Source organism: Nocardia aobensis NBRC 100429, assembly GCF_000308375.1.
Lineage (GTDB): Bacteria > Actinomycetota > Actinomycetes > Mycobacteriales > Mycobacteriaceae > Nocardia > Nocardia aobensis.
Genome location: NZ_BAFQ01000206.1, coordinates 52,881 through 69,733 on the forward strand (window position 1 = coordinate 52,881; position 16,853 = coordinate 69,733).

Below are 16,853 nucleotides of genomic sequence, written 5' to 3' on the forward strand. Positions count from 1 at the left end.
TTCCGTCGACCAGCGGAACAAGACCGGAGCACAGCCAGGATGGGCACGCCACGCCGACCAAACGCTGCGCATCCGGCGAGAAGCTGCCGATCCCACACTGGGACAGAAGAATCCATGGGGCGTCGAAGCTGGACACTTTGCTACCACCTCCTCATGCGTGGCCGTCGACAGCGTGCCGACCGCCGCCGTTGGCTGATGTCGGTCGATGGCAACCATGGGGATACGACAGGCATGATGAACCTCACCGATAGTGCCGCTGTGTGCGGAATAGGTTGGGACAGAACGGAATCAGAATCGAACGGACGGACTTCTTCAGCTGCGGGCAACCGCGGCGCTTCGCGGTTGCTCGATCGCCTACGCGGAGCCGCGACCCGACTGTTGAACTGCTACAGCACAGCACAACAAGCGGGGCTTTGAAATGCCGTGTTGAATGTTCAAACCAGTTGACTCAATTTCCCACGAACACATTCAGAACTGTGGCACGCTCTGCTCAGGTTCGCGAATGATCTCGCTCAATCGGGGAGGGGAAGTCGCATGTCAGGAAGCCAATCCGCCACGTTGCTCCGCCGCCAACTGGGGAGGTTCCTTCGCGAGCGTCGCCTCGAGGCCGGGCTGACCATCGCACAGGCCGCACACGAGGTTCAGCTCAGCACGGCGGCATTGCAGCGGATGGAGACCGGGCGACCTCAAAAGCTTCGCAAACAGGATGTCCGCGAACTGTGCGAGCTTTACGACGTGGACGTCGATGAGACCGGTAGGGCTATCGGCCTTGCCGCGAAGGCCGCGGACGACCCGGACATCACGGCGCTCGGTGGCATGTTCAGCAACGCCTTCAACATGTATGTCGGAATGGAAGCGGCAGCGCGGAGCCTGATCACATACCAAGCCGTGGTGCCGGGGCTGCTTCAAACCGCCGACTACGCGCGGGCCCTAATCGGCTCCTATCCCGGCTACACACAGGAAGAAGTCGACCGCCGGGTCGCGGTGCGCTTGAAGCGGCAGAAGATCCTGACCAGGAAGGCGAACCCTGTCCGACTGGAGGTCCTGCTGAGTGAATCCGCCCTGCGCCAGGTCGTCGGCACACATCGCGTGATGAGCGGACAGCTACGAGAACTGGCCGAGGCCGGCAAACGGCCGAATGTCACGATCCGTGTCCATCCGTACCACGGCGGATTGCCCTGGGGGATCGTGCCGAGCCAGTTCGTCATCATCGAATTCGGAACGAACACCGATGGACAGGCCGTGGAGCCGCCCGTGGTCTACCTCGACGGGGGTATGAGCAGTGATATCTACCTTGAAAATGAGGACGACGTGCGGAAGTACCATGAACTGGTCGAGGTCATCCGGCAGACCGCGCTGGACGAGACGAGCACGCGAAACCTGCTACGGCAGGTAGCAAGGGAGCACGACGGTGAGTGTTGATTTATCCGGCCCGCAATGGCGCAAGAGCAGCTACAGCGAATCCAATTCTCAATGCGTAGAGGTCGCATGGCTCACCAACGGCGCTGTCGGCGTTCGTGATTCGAAGAATCCGACCGGTCCCGCTCTGGTCTTCGCACCTGACGAATGGGACGCGTTTAACGCAAGTTTGAAGGCAGGACGCTTCCACCGATCGTGACCAGCCACGCCTGATCAGAATTGGAACCCTTCGTACTCTTTCCGGTAAGCGTCGTCTGTTTCGGCGTATGCTTCGGCGGCCTTCCGGATAACATCTTGAGCTGACTTCAATTCGTCGATAGCTTCCTTGATGCGCTGTCGGATGCTTCCCTCCCCGCTGCCCTTTCGAGTGAACTTCTCGGCGAGGTCCAAACCCATCTGGAAGCCACCGAAACCTGTTACTTGCGCGACAGTTTCGACGTGAAGACTCAGATCATTAATCTGATCAATAAGGTCCTGCAGCCCTTTGATCGCAGCTTCGAGCTGGCTTCTGTGGACCTTCAGCCTCAGATTGCCCTGCTCGACTTGAGCCCCAAGCTGCTGCAACGTTGCCAGATCGGACACGGCCCCCTACTTTCCTGTCGGCAGGTCCTTGACGAGTATTCCTGCGATGCGGGTCAATTCGGCGCATGCGTCACCCGTCGAGTCCGCAGCGAGTGAGGGGTTGATTTCGAACTCGATCGGGTTATGGGGTACATCGAAAAGGATCACGCAACCATCGGGGATTGCGGTTCGATCGAGCATGACGGCATCGCGTCCACCGATGTTCACCGAACGTGGGTTGCTGAACAACGTGGTGTTGTTCTTTACCTCATCGAAAGTATGAACGCTGGTGGAAAACACCTGGAGCCGTATCCATCCGCCGCTATCCCACCCGCAAACATCCCAACCAGGGAACTTCTGCGCGTACTTGTCGGTGTCGGTGTGACGTTTGGCGGGATTCAGGCCCGCTGCTGCAATGTCGGCATCCGGAAGGGAACACGGATTCCAACTGGTATTCGACGCAGCTGCGGGCGTCGTCGTGGCAACGCCTTGGGCATGTGTTGTCGTCGCAGTCTGCGGCTTTGCGTCGGAGTCGGACGAACATCCCGCCACCGTCACGCCCACCAGCGCCGCAGCGCTCAGCAGTGCGGCCGACATAGTACGGCTTGCCATAGCACTCCCCTCCACAGTCGATTGCCCTGAGGCTACAGCAGCCTTAGGGCGATAGAGGAGTGCTGAGCCAGGTCAACGGGCGGTTGGCCGCCGCTACCGGTGCCGCCGAGCGGCCGGGGGCTGTGCTTCCACCGGGTCGCTGACACATGACCTTCCGGAATCTCGAAGAGCCCGTCACATCAGGTAGTCGCGCGCTATGCGGGCACCGAGTTCTTCGAGCAGGGGCGCGGCTTCGGCGATGGATCGCTCCGGATCGGGTTCGAGGTCGCTCAGGGGGTAGCAGCGGGCGAAGCCGGCGGCGCGCAGTCGCTCCGGGGTCAGGGTGCAGCGGCCGGCTACGGCGACCACCGGCACGCCCGCGGCGGCGGCCGCGACTCCGGCGGGCGCCTTGCCGCGCAATGTCTGTTCGTCCATCGCCCCTTCGCCGGTCACCACCAAGTCCGCGTCCCGGACCTGTCCGGCGAAATCGATCAACTCGAGAATCACCTCGATCCCGGACCGCGGCCGCGCCCCGAGCATCGACATCGCCGCGAATCCGGTCCCACCCGCCGCGCCCGCCCCGGGACGCTCGGCATACCCCAGCGGCGCGGTACGGGATGCGTCCGGATGGCCGGAGGCCGAGGTGTGTGTGGCGGCGCACCGCTCGACCACGCCGGCCCAACGGCTGAGGCCACGCTCGAGCTCTTCGCACTGCTGCGGCGAGGCGCCCTTCTGCGGCGCGAAAACCGCTGCGGCGCCGTGTGGTCCGAGCAGCGGGTTGTCGACGTCGCTCGCGAGGACGAACGTGGTGTCACGGATCGCGGGATGCAGACCGGAGCAGTCGACGGTATGCGCCTTCGCGAGTGAGACTGCGCCACAGGGTAATTCGTGTCCGTCGGAATCGAGGATGCGCAGTCCCAGCGCTTGCATCATGCCGGCGCCGCCGTCGGTCGAGGCGCTACCGCCCAGCCCCAGAACGATCTCGCGGAAACCGTGGTCCAGTGCGTGCCGAATCAGCCGGCCGAGTCCGTAGGTAGTCGCATCCATGGGCGCCGACCGGCCTCGAGGCAACCGCACGAGTCCGACCACCTCCGCCAGTTCGATCAACGCCGTCTTCGCCTGGATCGCATAGCACGCTGTGGTCGTCGTACCGATGGGCCCGACCGCATCGACCCACACCCGCTCCCAGCCCGCGGCCACGAACGCGTCCACGGTTCCGTCACCACCGTCGGCCACCGGAACCTGCCGGATTTCGGCGTCGGGCGCCTCGCGCGCGATTCCGGCCGCGATCGCCGCCGCCACCGCGGGCGCCGCCAGCGATCCTTTGAACTTGTCCGGTGCTACCACCACTCGCCAGGGCCTCCCACGCACCATCGCAACCCCAATCCGTCGGCAAGCAGGCGAACACGCTCACGGTACTGCGCATGCCCCGAAGATGCCGTGCACCAGATCCACCGCAGCCGCCCGGCGCCCCCGACATCCCGCCGCGACCGTCACGGTCCGGCCGGACTCACGGCATCGGCGCCTGATCCACCTGATCGATCCCGACCTCGCCGGTACGCAGATATCGCACCACGGCGTCGTCGAGCGGAGCATTACCGCGGCCGAAGGTCCCGTGGTCGCCACCGTCGACGGTGATCAGATGGCCGTGCAGCGCCGCCGCCATCGCGGGACCGCCCGGATAGGCGGTCACCGCGTCGTTGCGACTCTGCAGTACCAGCGGGGCCGTGGTCAGGCCGTGATCGGCGATCGGCACCGGTGTGGTCACGGGATCCCAATCGGCGCAGGCCAATCCGCTGCGCACCAGATCGGCGCGGGCGTCGAGGGCATTGCCGCCGGAGGCGACGATGGCGGCCGCCGAACCGATGGCGTCCATCCGGGCCGGCACCGCGTTCTCGTTGCAGGTGATCGCGGCGAACACCGCTCGACCGGTCGGGTCGGTGGTCGCCGCGCCCGCGATGGCGCGCATCCGGCGCAGGTCACCGGGCTGCGTATTCGCCTCGGCCATCGCCTGCGCCAGGCTCGGCCAGAAACCGCGGGTGTAGGCGGCCACCGTCGTCGCCGATACCAACGGCACCTGGGCCGACATACCGCCGGAGGCCAACGCGCGCACCAGATTCTGCGCCTTGCCCATCTCCTCGGCACCGGCGTTCACGCCCTCGCGCGCCAGTGCCGGCAGCGGTGCGGGCAGCTCGCGCGGCAGGTCGGCCGCCGATACCGGGGGCGGAGTCAGGTTGGCGTACCAGCCGCCGCCCTGTGCCGACACCAGCCGCACCCAGGTCTCGTACACCCGCAGCGCGGAATCGCCGAGGTGGTAGACGTTGTCGTGCAGGGCGATCCAGCCGAACAGATCGTCGAGCCGCTGTTTCCCCGCGAGCTGCTGTTGTGCGAACTGTTCGGTCCACACCCACTGCGGGTCGACGTTGGAGTCCAGCACCATCCGGTCGACACGCTCGGGGAACAGCGAGGCGTAGACCGCGCCCAGATAGGTCCCGTAGGAGATGCCGAGGAAGTCGATGCGGTCCACTCCCAGCGCCGCGCGCACCGCATCCATATCGCGGGCCGTGGCCTCAGTGGTGATGGTCCGCAGATAGCCGGGCTGGGCGGTGTCACATGCCTTCCGGAGCGGTTCGCGCTCATGGTCGGCGTCCTGTGCGATCTCGGCCCCGCAGGTCAGCGGCGTCGACCAGCGCAGGCCGCGCGGCTGCACGGCCACCAGGTCGTAGTGCTCGACCAGATCCTTCGGCAGCTGGGACAGCCGGGCGTCCCAGTAGCCGAGAGCGTCCGCACCGGGCCCGCCCGGATTGGCGAAGAGAGTCCCGTATCGCTGCCCGCTCGCGCGAATCCGGCTGACGGTGACATCGATTCGCGCGCCGTCCGGGGCGGCGTAGTCCATCGGCACCGAGATCGACGCGCAGCGGGCCGGGGTCCCCTCGCCGACGGAGCCGGCCGGGCACGTCCCGAAACCCGGTTCGGCGTGCGCGGTCACCGGCGCCAGCGCGGCGAGAACCACCGTCAGCACCGCAACGGACGCCGATCGCGCCGCCACCGGTAGTCCCCGTCGTCCCATCCGCGCCGTCTCCCCGTCCGGCCGGTCGACGGCCGTCGTCGCATCGAGCATCCGACCACTCGAGCCTCTGCATTGTCGCCACCCGTGCCGGGTGCGACAACTCGAACCACTCCCGACACGGGCAAGGATGTCGGCGGAGCCGCCCGCCCGCGGTGATCGGCACGTTCTAGGCTCAGCGGATGACGCAGGGTGCGCAGCAGAACACCGAGATTCGAGACAACCCACAGTTCGACCGATTCGAACTATGGGCCGACGGACAGCATGCCGGGGTGGCCGCCTATCAGGACACCGCCTCCGAGCGCGCCTTCGTGCACACCGAGATCTACCCGCAGTACGAGGGCCAGGGCTACGGCCGCCTGCTGGTGCAGGGTGCGCTCGACCGGACCGTGGAACAGGGCTTCGGCATTCTGCCGCTGTGCCCGATGGTCCATCACTTCGTCGAATCCCGGCCGCGATATCTGGCGATGGTGCCGCAATGGGCGCGCGAACGATTCGGCCTGCCGCAGTAGCCGGCGGACTCGTCGAGCCGGCCGCTCCGGAATCCAACCGCGAATCACGCGCCACTAAACACAGCGCGCGCCCCGCGACGGTGCGATGATGGCTACCGTGGCACGCGCAGAGGAACACGGCGACCGCCCGAGACGCGAATCCCGGTACGAGGAGCAGGCGGTGCGGCCCGGCACCTTGCTGGTCTCGGCAACGGAGCTGGTCGAGCCCACTTTCCGGCGCACCGTGATCTACATCGTCGAACACAACGATGCGGGCAGTCTCGGTGTCGTCCTGAACCGCCCGAGCGAAACCGCGGTGCAGGATGTGCTGCCACGCTGGGCCGATCTCGCGGCCGGACCCCGCACCCTGTATGTGGGCGGGCCGGTGAAGCGCGATTCGGCACTGTGTCTGACCACGGTCCGCGTCGGTGCCTCGATCGAGGGCATCCGCGGGCTGCGCCGCGTGGACGGTCGCGTGGCGCTGCTCGATCTGGACTCCGACCCCGACTCGATCGCACCGTTGGTCGAGGGCATCCGCATCTTCGCCGGCTACGCCGGGTGGACCTTCGGCCAGCTGGAGGGCGAACTGGAACGCGGGGACTGGATCGTGTTGTCGGCGTTGCCGTCGGATCCGCTGGCGCGACGCACCGATCTGTGGGCGCACGTGTTGCGCCGGCAGCCGCTGCCGCTGTCGCTGCTGGCGACACACCCCATCGAACTAGAACGCAATTGATTACGTATCCACGGAGTGTGGTCCCCCAACGCTCGCCTCGACCGAGGCGGCGGATACGCCCGGTCGGCGCCGATGTCTGACTCCGCGATCCCCCCCGTCGACGCGGCGCCCTCCCGGGCGCAGTTGTTGCGGGTGCTCTACGACGAGCATGCACCGACGCTGTGGCGATTCACCTACAGCCTGGTCGGCGATGCCGGGCGCGCCGAGGATATCGTGCAGGAGACGCTGCTGCGGGCATGGCAACGGCCGCAGGTCCTCGACCAGTCGACGGCCTCGGCGCGGGCGTGGCTGTTCACCGTGGCCCGGCATCTCGCGGTCGACGAATTCCGCAGTGCGCGGCATCGACGCGAGTACGGCACCGACACACCGCCCGAACAGACGGCTCCGGATGAGGCGGAACGCGCAGTGGACAGTTGGGTGATCACCGACGCGCTGGCTCGGCTGAGCTCCGATCACCGGGAGGTGATCGTGCGGGCCTACTATCGCGGATTGTCGACACAGCAGATAGCGAACGAACTGGCGATACCCGAGGGCACCGTCAAATCCCGGATGCACTACGGGATGCGAGCGTTGCGTTCGGCCCTACAGGAGATGGGGGTGACGAAATGACGGCCGACACCGCGTCACACGACGACTACGCGACCTGGGATGCGCCGTATCTGCTCGGCGCCCTCGACCGCGACCAGCGGCTCGAATACGAGGCGCATCTGGCCGACTGCGACGAATGCCGGCTCGCCGTCGCGGATCTGTCGGGCCTGCCGGGACTGCTCAGCCACGTACCCGATGACGTCGCCCTCTCGCTGCTCGACGACGAGTCCGCCCACCATGCCGGCAATTTCGGCGACGCCGGCTTCGACGCCCTGCTGAACCGGGTGCGCGCGAGCGAGGCGACCACCGACGGCGCCGGGATGCTGCCCTTCGAAGCGCATCCCGCTACCGGCCCGGCCGCCGAATCCGGCGCAGCCGAGCGGGACAGGGCCGCGGGCACGCCGACGGTCCGCGAGACGCCCTCGGAAACCGGCCGCACCGAGCCGGGGGAAGCCCCCGCCTCCCTGGCCGACGCGCGCGAGCGCAAGCGCAGCCGCAGCGGTCCATGGCTCGCCCTGGCCGGTGCGGTGGCTGCCGCCGCGGCCGCGGTCGCCATCACCATCCCGATAACCGTCGCCCATACCCAGCACAACAATCCGCCCACCGCCGAGCAGGTGGTGACGGAGCGGCAGATGGATCAGGTGATCCCGTCTCCGATCACCGCGAATTTCACTCTGACGCAACTGCGTTCCGGTACCCGGGTGAACATGTCGTGCAACTACGCGCCCTCGGATACGGATTACACCTGGGACGGCGCCCTGTGGGTGGTGCATACCGACGGCACGCAGTCGATGGTGGCCCAGTGGACGGCACATCCCGGCCAGACGGTGACCGCGGACGGCATCACATCGGCCCCACCGGATCAGATCCGATCGGTCGAAATCCGTTCGACCACAACGAATCAGGTGTTCCTGCGCGGAACGGTGTGAGCGACGGCCCTCAGCCGGTCCGCCGGGAATCGAGATCGCCCTCCACCGCGGTTTCGGCGGCGATATCGGATTTCCACCGCCGCGCGGCCCGCCGCAATGCCCGCGCGTCCGAATAGCCGAGCCGATACGCCAGTGCGGATTGGGTCGTCGTCTCGGCGACGGTGCCGGCGACGGACCGCCGCGCCAGATCGAGTTCCCGCCGCCACGTCGTACCGGATTCCGCCAGCCGGCGCTGCAGTGTTCGCGGACTCACGGCGAGCCGGCGTGCCACGGCCTCGAGTGTCGCGTCCCGTTCGCGCAACGCCTGGGTCAGTGTGCGCTGCACTCGATCCGGCCAGGTCGGGTCGCGCAGCAGCGGTGTCGCCATCATCGTGGCGTAGCGCTGGACGATCTGCGCCAGCGCGGGATCCGCGGTCGGCAGCGGTGAATTCAGATCGGCCGTGCGCAGGGTGAGGGTGTCGGCCGGCGCGTCGAAGTCGATGCGGTCGGTCCCGAAGGCTTCGGCGAAGGTGCGGTGCGATCGGGGCGGCTTCTGTCGCAGGGTGATTCGCGACGGTGACACCGATCGGCCGCTTCCGTGCCGGATGCGCGCCACGGTGCTGGCGAAAGAGGCCTGCACCGTGAGCTCGGCACCGCGGCCGTCGCCTTCCACCAGTTCCAGCGCGAGGGTTTGTTCGCCCCGCAGTTCGTCGGTGCGCACCGTGTAGCGGTGGTTGGTCGCCATCGCGGTGCCGGCTCGGCGGACGGTGGCCAGGCCCGCGCCGACGGTCGCGGCGGTGCTGAACAGATAATCGAAAATGCCGTGCTTACCGAGGTAGTAGGTCGTACTGATGCGCAATCCGCTGTCCGAGGCGGGCTGCCGGAACTCGGCGCGTTCCCACAGGCGCAAATAGGCGCCGCTGGTGACCATGCCGTATTCGCTCGTCAAAACGCTTTCGGGAACTCCGGATTCGCGCAACAGCGCGTGAATATCGAGGCCGTCCGCCGCGGTTTTCAGTACACAACGGACAATTACCGCATTATAGGCAGGTACGGACTCGTCCACCCGACCATGATAAGTGGCCGTCGGCGTGTCGCCGGCGCGAAGCTGACGTCTTCGGTCCGGTGACCGGCACGTTCGGACCTACCGTCACACGCCGTCTCCGATGAGGCTGAGGCGGTGTCACGAGGAGTGGACGAGCAGCCCACGCGGCTGGTCGTCGGGATCAGTGGAGCCACCGGAATCGCCTACGGCGTACGGGCGCTCGAATTCGCTCGCAAGGCCGGGGTGCAGACCCATCTGGTGGTCACCCCGGCCGGTCAGCAGACGCGGCAATACGAAACGGAATTGAGCGCCAGGGATCTCGCGGCGATGGCGGATGTCGTGTACCGGCCGTCCGATATCGGCGCCGCGATCGCTTCCGGATCGTTTCGAACCGCGGGAATGCTGGTGGCACCGTGTTCGATTCGCACCCTGTCGGCCATCGCCTACAGCAACGGCGACAATCTGCTGACCCGCGCCGCCGATGTCACCTTGAAGGAGCGCCGCCGGCTGGTCCTGCTGGTGCGCGAAACACCGCTGACGCTCGGCCATCTGCGGGCGATGACGGCGGTGACCGAAATGGGCGGGATCGTGATGCCACCGGCGCCCGCCTTCTATCTGCGTCCCAGCAGTATCGATGAACTCGTCGACCATACCGTCGCCCGAGCGCTGGATCTGCTGGGCATCGACGTACCGGATATGCCCCGCTGGGGCGAATGACAGTATGAGGAAACGATTGTGAATCAATCGAATACGCCGCTCAAACATCTCGAGAGCCTCCGCGAGTTCATCGCCGAACTGGAACGGATCGGGGAAATTCAGCGCATCGACACCGAGGTCGACTGGGATCTGGAAATCGGCGCGATCATCCGGCGCTCCTATGATCTCCGCGCTCCCGCACCACTTTTCACCGATATCACCGGCTACCGCGACACCGGCTTTCGCGTACTCGGCGCCCCGGGTGCGCTGTCGGGGCCGCGGCATCCGCTCGCCCGCATCGCGCTCGCGCTCGGTCTGCCGGCCGATGCCTCGGGTCAGCAGATCGTCGATGTGCTGGCGAGCGCGCGGAGCAAGCCGGGGATCGAACCGGTCGTGGTCGAGCGCGCCCAGGCCCCGTGCAAGGAGAATGTGATGCTGGGCGACGATATCGATCTGTTCGCCTTTCCCACACCGAAATTGCACGGTAACGACGGTGGCCGCTACATCCAGACCTACGGCATGAATATCGTGCGCACCCCGGACGGGTCCTGGACGAACTGGTCGATCAATCGCATGATGATCGCCGACCGCGACACCCTGGCCTGCCTGATTCCGGCGCCGCAGCATCTGGGCGTCATCCGGTCGAAATGGACCGAGATCGGCGCCCCGATGCCGATCGCGCTCGCCATCGGCGTCGAACCGGCGCTGCCGTGGGTCGGCGGCATGCCGCTGCCCGAGTGCGCCGACGAAAGTCATTATCTGGGAGCGCTGTTCGGCGAGGGGATCAAGGTCGTCCCCGCGGAAACGGTCGATCTGATGGTTCCCGCCACCGCGGAAATCGTGATCGAGGGCCATATTTCGCTGGACGAGACGGTGATGGAAGGTCCGTTCAACGAGTTTCCCGGGTACAACGCCACCGAGGCGACGCCGAAGCAGGTGTTCCACGTCTCCGCGATCACCTACCGGGACGACGCCATTCAGCCGACCGTGGCGGCAGGACCGCCGGTCGAGGAGGATCACACGATAATCGGCGCCACGAGCGCGGCGGAAATCCTATATCTGTTGCGGGAGAACGGATTACCGGTCTCCTCGGCCTGGTACAACTTCGAGGCCGCCGTGCACTGGCTGACGCTGGCGATACGCCAGGACTGGCACGAGACCACCGGACTGGCATCACACGAATTGATCGATCGGATCGCGGCGGTGATCTTCACCGGAAAGACCTCGGTCAACGCACCGAAGATCCTGGTGGTCGAGGACGATGTCGACATCACTGCCCTCGACGAGGTGGTCTGGGCCTTCGCCACCCGCTCGCATCCCGATGTCGATCGCGGCGAATTCCATTATCCGCCCGCGGTATCCGATCAACTGGCGGTCTATCTGTCCGAGGAAGAGGCACACAGCTTCAAGGCCGGCAAGGTCGTCTACAACTGCCGGCTCGCCGATCTCTATCCCGGCGGCAGGCGCCCGGTCAAAGGCAGCTTCGAGAACGGCTGGCCCGCCGAGATCCAGCAGCGGGTGCTGTCGAACTGGCACAAGTACGGCTACCGCTGATTGCGCCGGGTCTCGGGGCGGCCCGTGCGGGCCGGCGTATGTTCCGGCCCGCTTCTCGGTCTCACAGCAGGGCGAGGGTGGTGCACAGGGCGGCGACGGCGAGGGCCTGCAGGCCGACCCGGTAGCCCAGGATGCTCTCCCACTTGTCCTGCAGCGCACGGGCGTCGGCGGGGATGACGCCGGTCATCGCCGCCTGGGTCTGCGCGGTGTTGATCGGCTTGGCGATCCGCGCGTAGAGGCCGAGCCAGGACAGCAGCGCCAGCAACGCGATCCCGGCCGCCACCGCGGCGCCGGTGGCTCCCGCGACGGCCGCGACGATGACGGCGAGGACGGTGCTGATCACACCGCCGGCACCGGCGAACGGCATCCGCCGGTCGCCGTAGTAGTGCCCCCATCCGGCCGAGACGGTCATCGTCGCGTCGTCGAGTTTGGCGTAGACGGGCCGGAAGATGAGGGCGGCGGCGACATCGGTGCCGTAGACGATGGCGTTGGTCAGAACGGCCAGCACGGCGAGCACCTGGGCGGATGTGGTCAGCATGGGAAGACTCCTAGTCATCATCTAGCGTTGCTAGCTTATGCAGCAACAGTAGATGGAGATAACTAGCTTGTCTAGCGCTGCTAGAAAATTTACCGCCCCACCCCTACCGGGTAGTCGGCGCACCGATCCCCGGCGACCCGCGCGGACGGCGGATGGAGGCGTGGCACCGGCTCGGCGCGGTCGTCGAGGGCGTGCAGTACCGCGGCATCGGCACGCGGATCACCGACCGCGATCCGCGCACTGCCGTCGGGATATCCCTTGGCCGCGATCCCCGCGTCCGCCAGCGTCGCGTGCACCGCGGGCCCCGGCAGGTAGAGAAAGTTGCCGCGGCTGCACGGCACGGCGAAACCCCTGTGCCGCAGCGCAGTTCGCAGCGACTCGCGTTCGGCGGTGATACCGGCGATGCGTGCGGCGAGCTCGGCCGACGCGGCATAGCAGGCGCGCACGGCCGCCACGGCGTAGTCGGGCATTCCGAACGGAAGTTGCAGCCGTCGCACCCGCGCGATCAGCTCCGGCGCACCGAAGGCATACCCGATGCGCAGTCCGGCGAGTCCGTACGCCTTCGAAAAGGTGCGCAACACCAGGAGATTGGGATAGTGGGCGATGAGTTCGTGGGGATCGACGGTCTCGGCATCGGCCAGAAATTCCACATAGGCCTCGTCCAGGATGACCGGAACATGTCGCGGCACGCCGAACAGGAAGGCCTTCAACTCCGCGGCGGGCACCACGGTTCCGGTCGGGTTGTGCGGGCGGCAGATCGCGACCAGTGCCGTGCGCTCGTTCACCGCCCGGGCCATCACCGACAGGCGTTGCCGTCCGTGCGAATCCAGCGGTATCCCAACGGTTTCCAAGCCCGCCATGGCGGCCATGATCGGATAACCGTCGAAGGTCGGGGTCGCGAACACCATGCGCCGCCCCGGCCCCGACACCGCCTGCATGATCTGCAGCACCACACCGGTCGCCCCCGCACCGACGACCACCTGATCGGGATCGACGCCGAGGTGCGCGGCGATCACGGCCGGAAGCCGCCGCGGCAGAAATTCCGGATACCGATTGGCGCCGCGCATCGCCTCGTTCACCACCGCGAGCACCGAAGGCAGTGGCGGAAAGGGGTTTTCGCTGAGCGCCAGATCGAACCGCGCCGGCGGCATCGGCTGCGTCACGACGGGTTCCCCGGCGGAGGAATTCATCACGCCGCACCCCAGCGCACCGCGGCCGCGGCCGCGAAATCCCCGGCATGGGCGAAGGCCGCCAGCAGCACCACCGAACCGTTGCGCAACCGGCCGGCCCGGTTCTCGATATCGAGGGTCACGGGAATGCCCGCGGCGAACAGATTTCCGCACCGATCGAAGGAATCGGGATGGCGTTCGGCGGGCAGTTCCAGCGCATCGTGCCAGTTCCGCAGGAACAGCCGATTCGGCTGGTTGGTGACGAAGGTGTCGATATCGCGGCCCTTGACCCCGATGCGGTCGCATACCGCGAGGGCGAGTTCGGGGACCAGCCGGTTGCCGCGCGCGAAGACCTTCGTCACCTTCGATTCGGTGAAACTCACGCAGCCCTGGCCCTCACCGGGTTCCCAGTATTTGCGTTCGGAGCCGGTGGAGAAATCCATATCCCCGGCGAATTCCGGAAAGGTGCGGCATTCCACGTCGAGGATCGGCGCACTATTGTCCTTGACCAGCAATCCCACTCCGCAGCCGTCACCCGGCACCGGCGCCTGCGCGAGTTTGCGAATCTCGGTCTGCGTGAAGACCGGTCCGGCGGTGTTCTGCGTCGTCGCGATCAACGCGGTGCGGGCGTCGGTCGTCCGCAGAATCATCCGGGCCAGCATCATCATGTGGATGAATGCCGCACAACCTGCGTTGTGCACATCGAAGACCCATTTCGGGTTCATCCCCAGCCGCCGCGCCACCTCCGGACCGGCGCCCATGACGGGATTGTCGGGCAGCTGGGTGTGGGTGAGCAGCACGTCGATATCGGCGAGCGTGCCGGCGCCGTGCCGGTCGATCAACGGCGCGACCGCGCGTTCGACCATATCCACGGCGGTTTCGTCGCGGCCCTTGTGATGGCGGCCGTGCGGCGCGCGGAACATGACGTTCTTCGCCATTCGTTCCGAACGCGAGAATTGCGTGAAGTATTCGGTACCTACCGGTTCACCCGGCAGATAGGAGGCCACATCGACCAGACTGACCGGTGCCAGCCGCAGGGCGGGATCGGTGAAATCCATTTCGGCGTACCTATCCTTCTCACTTCATCCACTCGGGGGTGATCGGAAGCCCGTGCGCGGCACGGTATTCGGCGATCGCTTTCAGGTTGTCCAGCTCCAGCCGGTGTCCGGCGGAGAACATCTCCCAGAAATCGCCGACCCAGACCTTGCGGCCCTGCGGGGCCTTGTCGGGATAGGGATTCGCGTCGTAGAAGGGGTGGCGGCAATTGGTCCACAGCACCACCGAACCGGGCTTGTTCAACACCACCTGGGCGTCGACGACGCGCATCAGGTAGATCATCCACAGGTGGTCACCCTGGTCCCACGCACAGTGGTAGTCCACGGTCATAGCATCCGGGTTGGCCTCGGTGCGAGTGAAGATCCGGGTGTCCTTGCCCAGCCGGTCGTAGGATTCCCACAGTCCCGGGGTGACGGTTTCGACGAAGCCACGCAGGCTGTAGGTCCATTCCTCCAAACTCTGCGTGTGCGAGAGGTATTCGTACAATTCACGCGGCGGCGCGGCGATGTAGTCCTGCACCGGGCAGAACTGCCCGAAGACCTGGTCGTGGGGATAGACCGAGCGCAGCATATCCATGATGATCGGAGTGGTCGTCTCGCGATCGGAATTCTCGATGCGCAACAATCCGGGCATGACCCGATGCGGATGGTCGGGGATATCGCTGAGCGCGGGTGCGGTGCTGATGGTCACGGATTCCTCCTCGATGCGGACAGGAAGGGGATGAACGGCGGTATCTCGTCCGGATCGCAGTCGATCGAAACGAACGAGGGCCCAGGCGTTTCCAGGCAGTACGACAGCACTGTCGCGAGTTCGGCCGGCGTCGCCGGCGAGAAGGCGGGCAGATCCGGGAACATGGCCGCCATACCGGCTCCCAGATGCGCTTTGCGGAATCTGTTGAAGCTGTATCGATCTCCGTAGAACAGTTGCTCACGGGTTACGCACATGCCATGCGCGGAGTTGTCGAGGACGACGAAGGTCACCGGCAGCCCATAGTGGATCGCGGTGTGAATTTCCATGCCGTGCATGTAGAAAGCGCCGTCCCCGGCCACGACCACGGTGCGGCGCTCGGTACCGTCGGCCCGGTGCCGGCGGGCGAAACAGGACCCGATGGCGGCGCCGAAGGCGTACCCCATGCCGCCCATGCCGAGGGCGACGACGAAGCGGCCGTCGCGCGGTGGGCGCAGGTGATGGACCACCGAAGCGCCGGTATTGCCCGCGTCGGCGAAGACGTCGGTATCGGAATGCATTGCGCCGTTGAGTGTTTCGACGATGTCGCGATACCGCAGCCCCGGCCCGTCCGCCGGCGGCACCGCCAGTGGATCGGGCGCCCGGCGCGGTCGCCGCGGTTCCGCCCGGGGCACCCGGCCCGCGCCGGTCGTCAACTCCGAGGTCAGTTCGCGGAGGGTGGCGGCCAGATCGGTACTGGTCGCGTGGACCGTGGGGAGGTAGGGCGGCTCGCCGCCGACCGACGCCGTCGACGCGCCGAGTACCGATTCGAGACCGGCTCGCGCGGTGACCGGCATCCGGGTGCCGACCAGCAGGCACAGCGCACTGCCGCGCAGGGCGTCGGCCAGTTCCGTATGGCCCATACTTCCGGCGACCCCGAGGAAGCCGTGTTCGGTGCAGTCGTACACATCCTTGGCGTCCGGTGCGACGCCGACTCCGGCGTCGAGAACCGCCGCCAGATCGCGCAGTTCGTCGCGGGCATCGTCGCGGGCGACCTGCGCGCCCGCGATGATCACGACCTTGCCGACCGCCCGGGCCGCGCGCAGCCCCTCCAGGAGCCGTTCGATACCGGCATCGTCTCGCCCGTGCATCGGTCGCGGCGCGACGAACGGATCGGCGTCGAGTTCGGCCTGCTGCACGTCTTTCGGCAGGAGCAGGACCGCCGGACCGCCCGCCCGTGCCGCCGCGACGGCGCGGGACAGATGCGCCGGTAACGAGGCGGGTGCTTCCACTCGCGCGCAATACAGGGAGATCGTGTCGAAAAGCTCTGCGGCGTCGAAGGTTCCGGCTCGTCCGCTGGAATCCTGAAACGCGCCTTTCCCTTCCAGATCGGTCGGCGCCTGGCCCACCAGCGCGAGCACCGGAATCCGCGAGGCGTGCGATTCCGCCAGTCCGGCAACCAGATTCATCGCGCCGCCTCCGGAGGTCGCGCAGACCACGCCGAAACCCGCGGTGGAGCGGGCATATCCGTCGGCCATGGTGGCGGCGGCGAATTCGTGTTTGGCCACCACCGCGGTGATCCGGTCCGCGGCGTCGTAGGCCGCGTCGTAGAGATCTTCGATATTGGCGCCGTCTACCCCGAAGATATGTCGCACGCCCATGTTCGATACGGCCTGCACCAGATAGTCGACCACTCGTGTCGGCATCGCCGCTCCTTCCCGTGGGGCGGTCCGAAGCCGGCCGCACTGCCGGACCGAACGCACTCAGCGGG

At 66.7% G+C, this 16,853-nt stretch carries 18 protein-coding genes; 8 read left to right on the forward strand and 10 right to left on the reverse strand.

Annotated features, from left to right (window positions below):
• Positions 1–534: 534 nt before the first annotated feature.
• Both RJ03_RS26405 and RJ03_RS36295 read left to right on the forward strand, forming a co-directional pair.
• Entirely contained in the window at positions 535–1,422 is an 888-nt protein-coding gene (locus RJ03_RS26405) for a helix-turn-helix domain-containing protein (RefSeq protein WP_036506952.1), read from the forward strand.
• A complete protein-coding gene (locus tag RJ03_RS36295) occupies positions 1,412–1,618 on the forward strand; it encodes a DUF397 domain-containing protein (protein ID WP_083871344.1) in 207 nt (68 codons plus the stop codon). Before RJ03_RS26405 ends, RJ03_RS36295 begins: the two co-directional genes overlap by 11 nt.
• Before the next feature lie 14 nt (positions 1,619–1,632).
• Here the strand turns inward: RJ03_RS36295 and RJ03_RS26410 are convergent, their stop codons facing one another.
• The 4 genes from RJ03_RS26410 to RJ03_RS26425 all read right to left on the reverse strand — a co-directional run bounded on the left by RJ03_RS26410 (position 1,633) and on the right by RJ03_RS26425 (position 5,692).
• Positions 1,633–2,001: a hypothetical protein gene (locus RJ03_RS26410; protein WP_036506955.1), complete on the reverse strand. Its 369-nt coding sequence runs from the start codon at positions 1,999–2,001 to the stop codon at positions 1,633–1,635.
• A 6-nt stretch (positions 2,002–2,007) separates the two neighbouring features.
• A complete protein-coding gene (locus RJ03_RS36300) occupies positions 2,008–2,592 on the reverse strand; it encodes a DUF3558 domain-containing protein (RefSeq protein WP_083871345.1) in 585 nt (194 codons plus the stop codon).
• A gap of 174 nt (positions 2,593–2,766) precedes the next feature.
• Positions 2,767–3,945 carry a glycerate kinase gene (locus tag RJ03_RS26420; RefSeq protein ID WP_083871346.1) on the reverse strand — a complete coding sequence of 393 codons (1,179 nt, stop codon included), beginning with the start codon at positions 3,943–3,945 and terminating at the stop codon, positions 2,767–2,769.
• A gap of 136 nt (positions 3,946–4,081) precedes the next feature.
• Positions 4,082–5,692 (reverse strand): alpha/beta hydrolase, encoded by a 1,611-nt coding sequence (locus RJ03_RS26425; protein ID WP_245552390.1) that lies wholly within the window; start codon positions 5,690–5,692, stop codon positions 4,082–4,084.
• A 128-nt stretch (positions 5,693–5,820) separates the two neighbouring features.
• On the opposite strand from RJ03_RS26425, the gene RJ03_RS26430 reads away from it, so the two are divergent.
• The 4 genes from RJ03_RS26430 to RJ03_RS35230 all read left to right on the forward strand — a co-directional run bounded on the left by RJ03_RS26430 (position 5,821) and on the right by RJ03_RS35230 (position 8,379).
• Positions 5,821–6,150 (forward strand): GNAT family N-acetyltransferase, encoded by a 330-nt coding sequence (locus tag RJ03_RS26430; RefSeq protein WP_036506969.1) that lies wholly within the window; start codon positions 5,821–5,823, stop codon positions 6,148–6,150.
• An 88-nt stretch (positions 6,151–6,238) separates the two neighbouring features.
• The gene (locus RJ03_RS26435; protein ID WP_083871347.1) at positions 6,239–6,862 is read left to right on the forward strand and encodes a YqgE/AlgH family protein; all 624 of its coding nucleotides are present in this window, start codon (positions 6,239–6,241) and stop codon (positions 6,860–6,862) included.
• A 72-nt stretch (positions 6,863–6,934) separates the two neighbouring features.
• The gene (locus RJ03_RS26440; protein WP_051025276.1) at positions 6,935–7,471 is read left to right on the forward strand and encodes a sigma-70 family RNA polymerase sigma factor; all 537 of its coding nucleotides are present in this window, start codon (positions 6,935–6,937) and stop codon (positions 7,469–7,471) included.
• Entirely contained in the window at positions 7,468–8,379 is a 912-nt protein-coding gene (locus tag RJ03_RS35230) for an anti-sigma factor family protein (RefSeq protein ID WP_051025277.1), read from the forward strand. The genes RJ03_RS26440 and RJ03_RS35230 overlap by 4 nt, the downstream gene beginning before the upstream one ends.
• A 10-nt stretch (positions 8,380–8,389) precedes the next feature.
• On the opposite strand, the gene RJ03_RS26450 is transcribed toward RJ03_RS35230, so the two are convergent.
• Positions 8,390–9,424, reverse strand: a complete 1,035-nt coding sequence (locus RJ03_RS26450; RefSeq protein WP_051025278.1) for an AraC family transcriptional regulator — start codon at positions 9,422–9,424, stop codon at positions 8,390–8,392.
• A gap of 114 nt (positions 9,425–9,538) precedes the next feature.
• On the opposite strand from RJ03_RS26450, the gene RJ03_RS26455 reads away from it, so the two are divergent.
• On the forward strand, positions 9,539–10,120 hold the full coding sequence (locus RJ03_RS26455; RefSeq protein WP_232329236.1) for a UbiX family flavin prenyltransferase: 582 nt from the start codon (positions 9,539–9,541) through the stop codon (positions 10,118–10,120).
• A gap of 18 nt (positions 10,121–10,138) precedes the next feature.
• Positions 10,139–11,653, forward strand: a complete 1,515-nt coding sequence (locus RJ03_RS26460) for a UbiD family decarboxylase (protein WP_051025279.1) — start codon at positions 10,139–10,141, stop codon at positions 11,651–11,653.
• Positions 11,654–11,714: 61 nt separating this feature from the next.
• Here RJ03_RS26460 and RJ03_RS26465 read toward each other — a convergent pair whose 3' ends face one another.
• The 5 genes from RJ03_RS26465 to RJ03_RS26485 form a co-directional block, all read right to left on the reverse strand.
• Entirely contained in the window at positions 11,715–12,191 is a 477-nt protein-coding gene (locus RJ03_RS26465) for a hypothetical protein (protein WP_036506977.1), read from the reverse strand.
• Between the two features lie 89 nt (positions 12,192–12,280).
• The gene (locus RJ03_RS26470) at positions 12,281–13,381 is read right to left on the reverse strand and encodes an aminotransferase class I/II-fold pyridoxal phosphate-dependent enzyme (RefSeq protein ID WP_157163496.1); all 1,101 of its coding nucleotides are present in this window, start codon (positions 13,379–13,381) and stop codon (positions 12,281–12,283) included.
• Entirely contained in the window at positions 13,381–14,418 is a 1,038-nt protein-coding gene (locus RJ03_RS26475; protein ID WP_051025280.1) for a 3-oxoacyl-ACP synthase III family protein, read from the reverse strand. Before RJ03_RS26475 ends, RJ03_RS26470 begins: the two co-directional genes overlap by 1 nt.
• Before the next feature lie 19 nt (positions 14,419–14,437).
• The gene (locus RJ03_RS26480; protein WP_036506980.1) at positions 14,438–15,106 is read right to left on the reverse strand and encodes a hypothetical protein; all 669 of its coding nucleotides are present in this window, start codon (positions 15,104–15,106) and stop codon (positions 14,438–14,440) included.
• The gene (locus tag RJ03_RS26485) at positions 15,103–16,788 is read right to left on the reverse strand and encodes a thiamine pyrophosphate-binding protein (RefSeq protein WP_036506983.1); all 1,686 of its coding nucleotides are present in this window, start codon (positions 16,786–16,788) and stop codon (positions 15,103–15,105) included. The genes RJ03_RS26480 and RJ03_RS26485 overlap by 4 nt, the downstream gene beginning before the upstream one ends.
• Positions 16,789–16,853 lie beyond the last annotated feature (65 nt).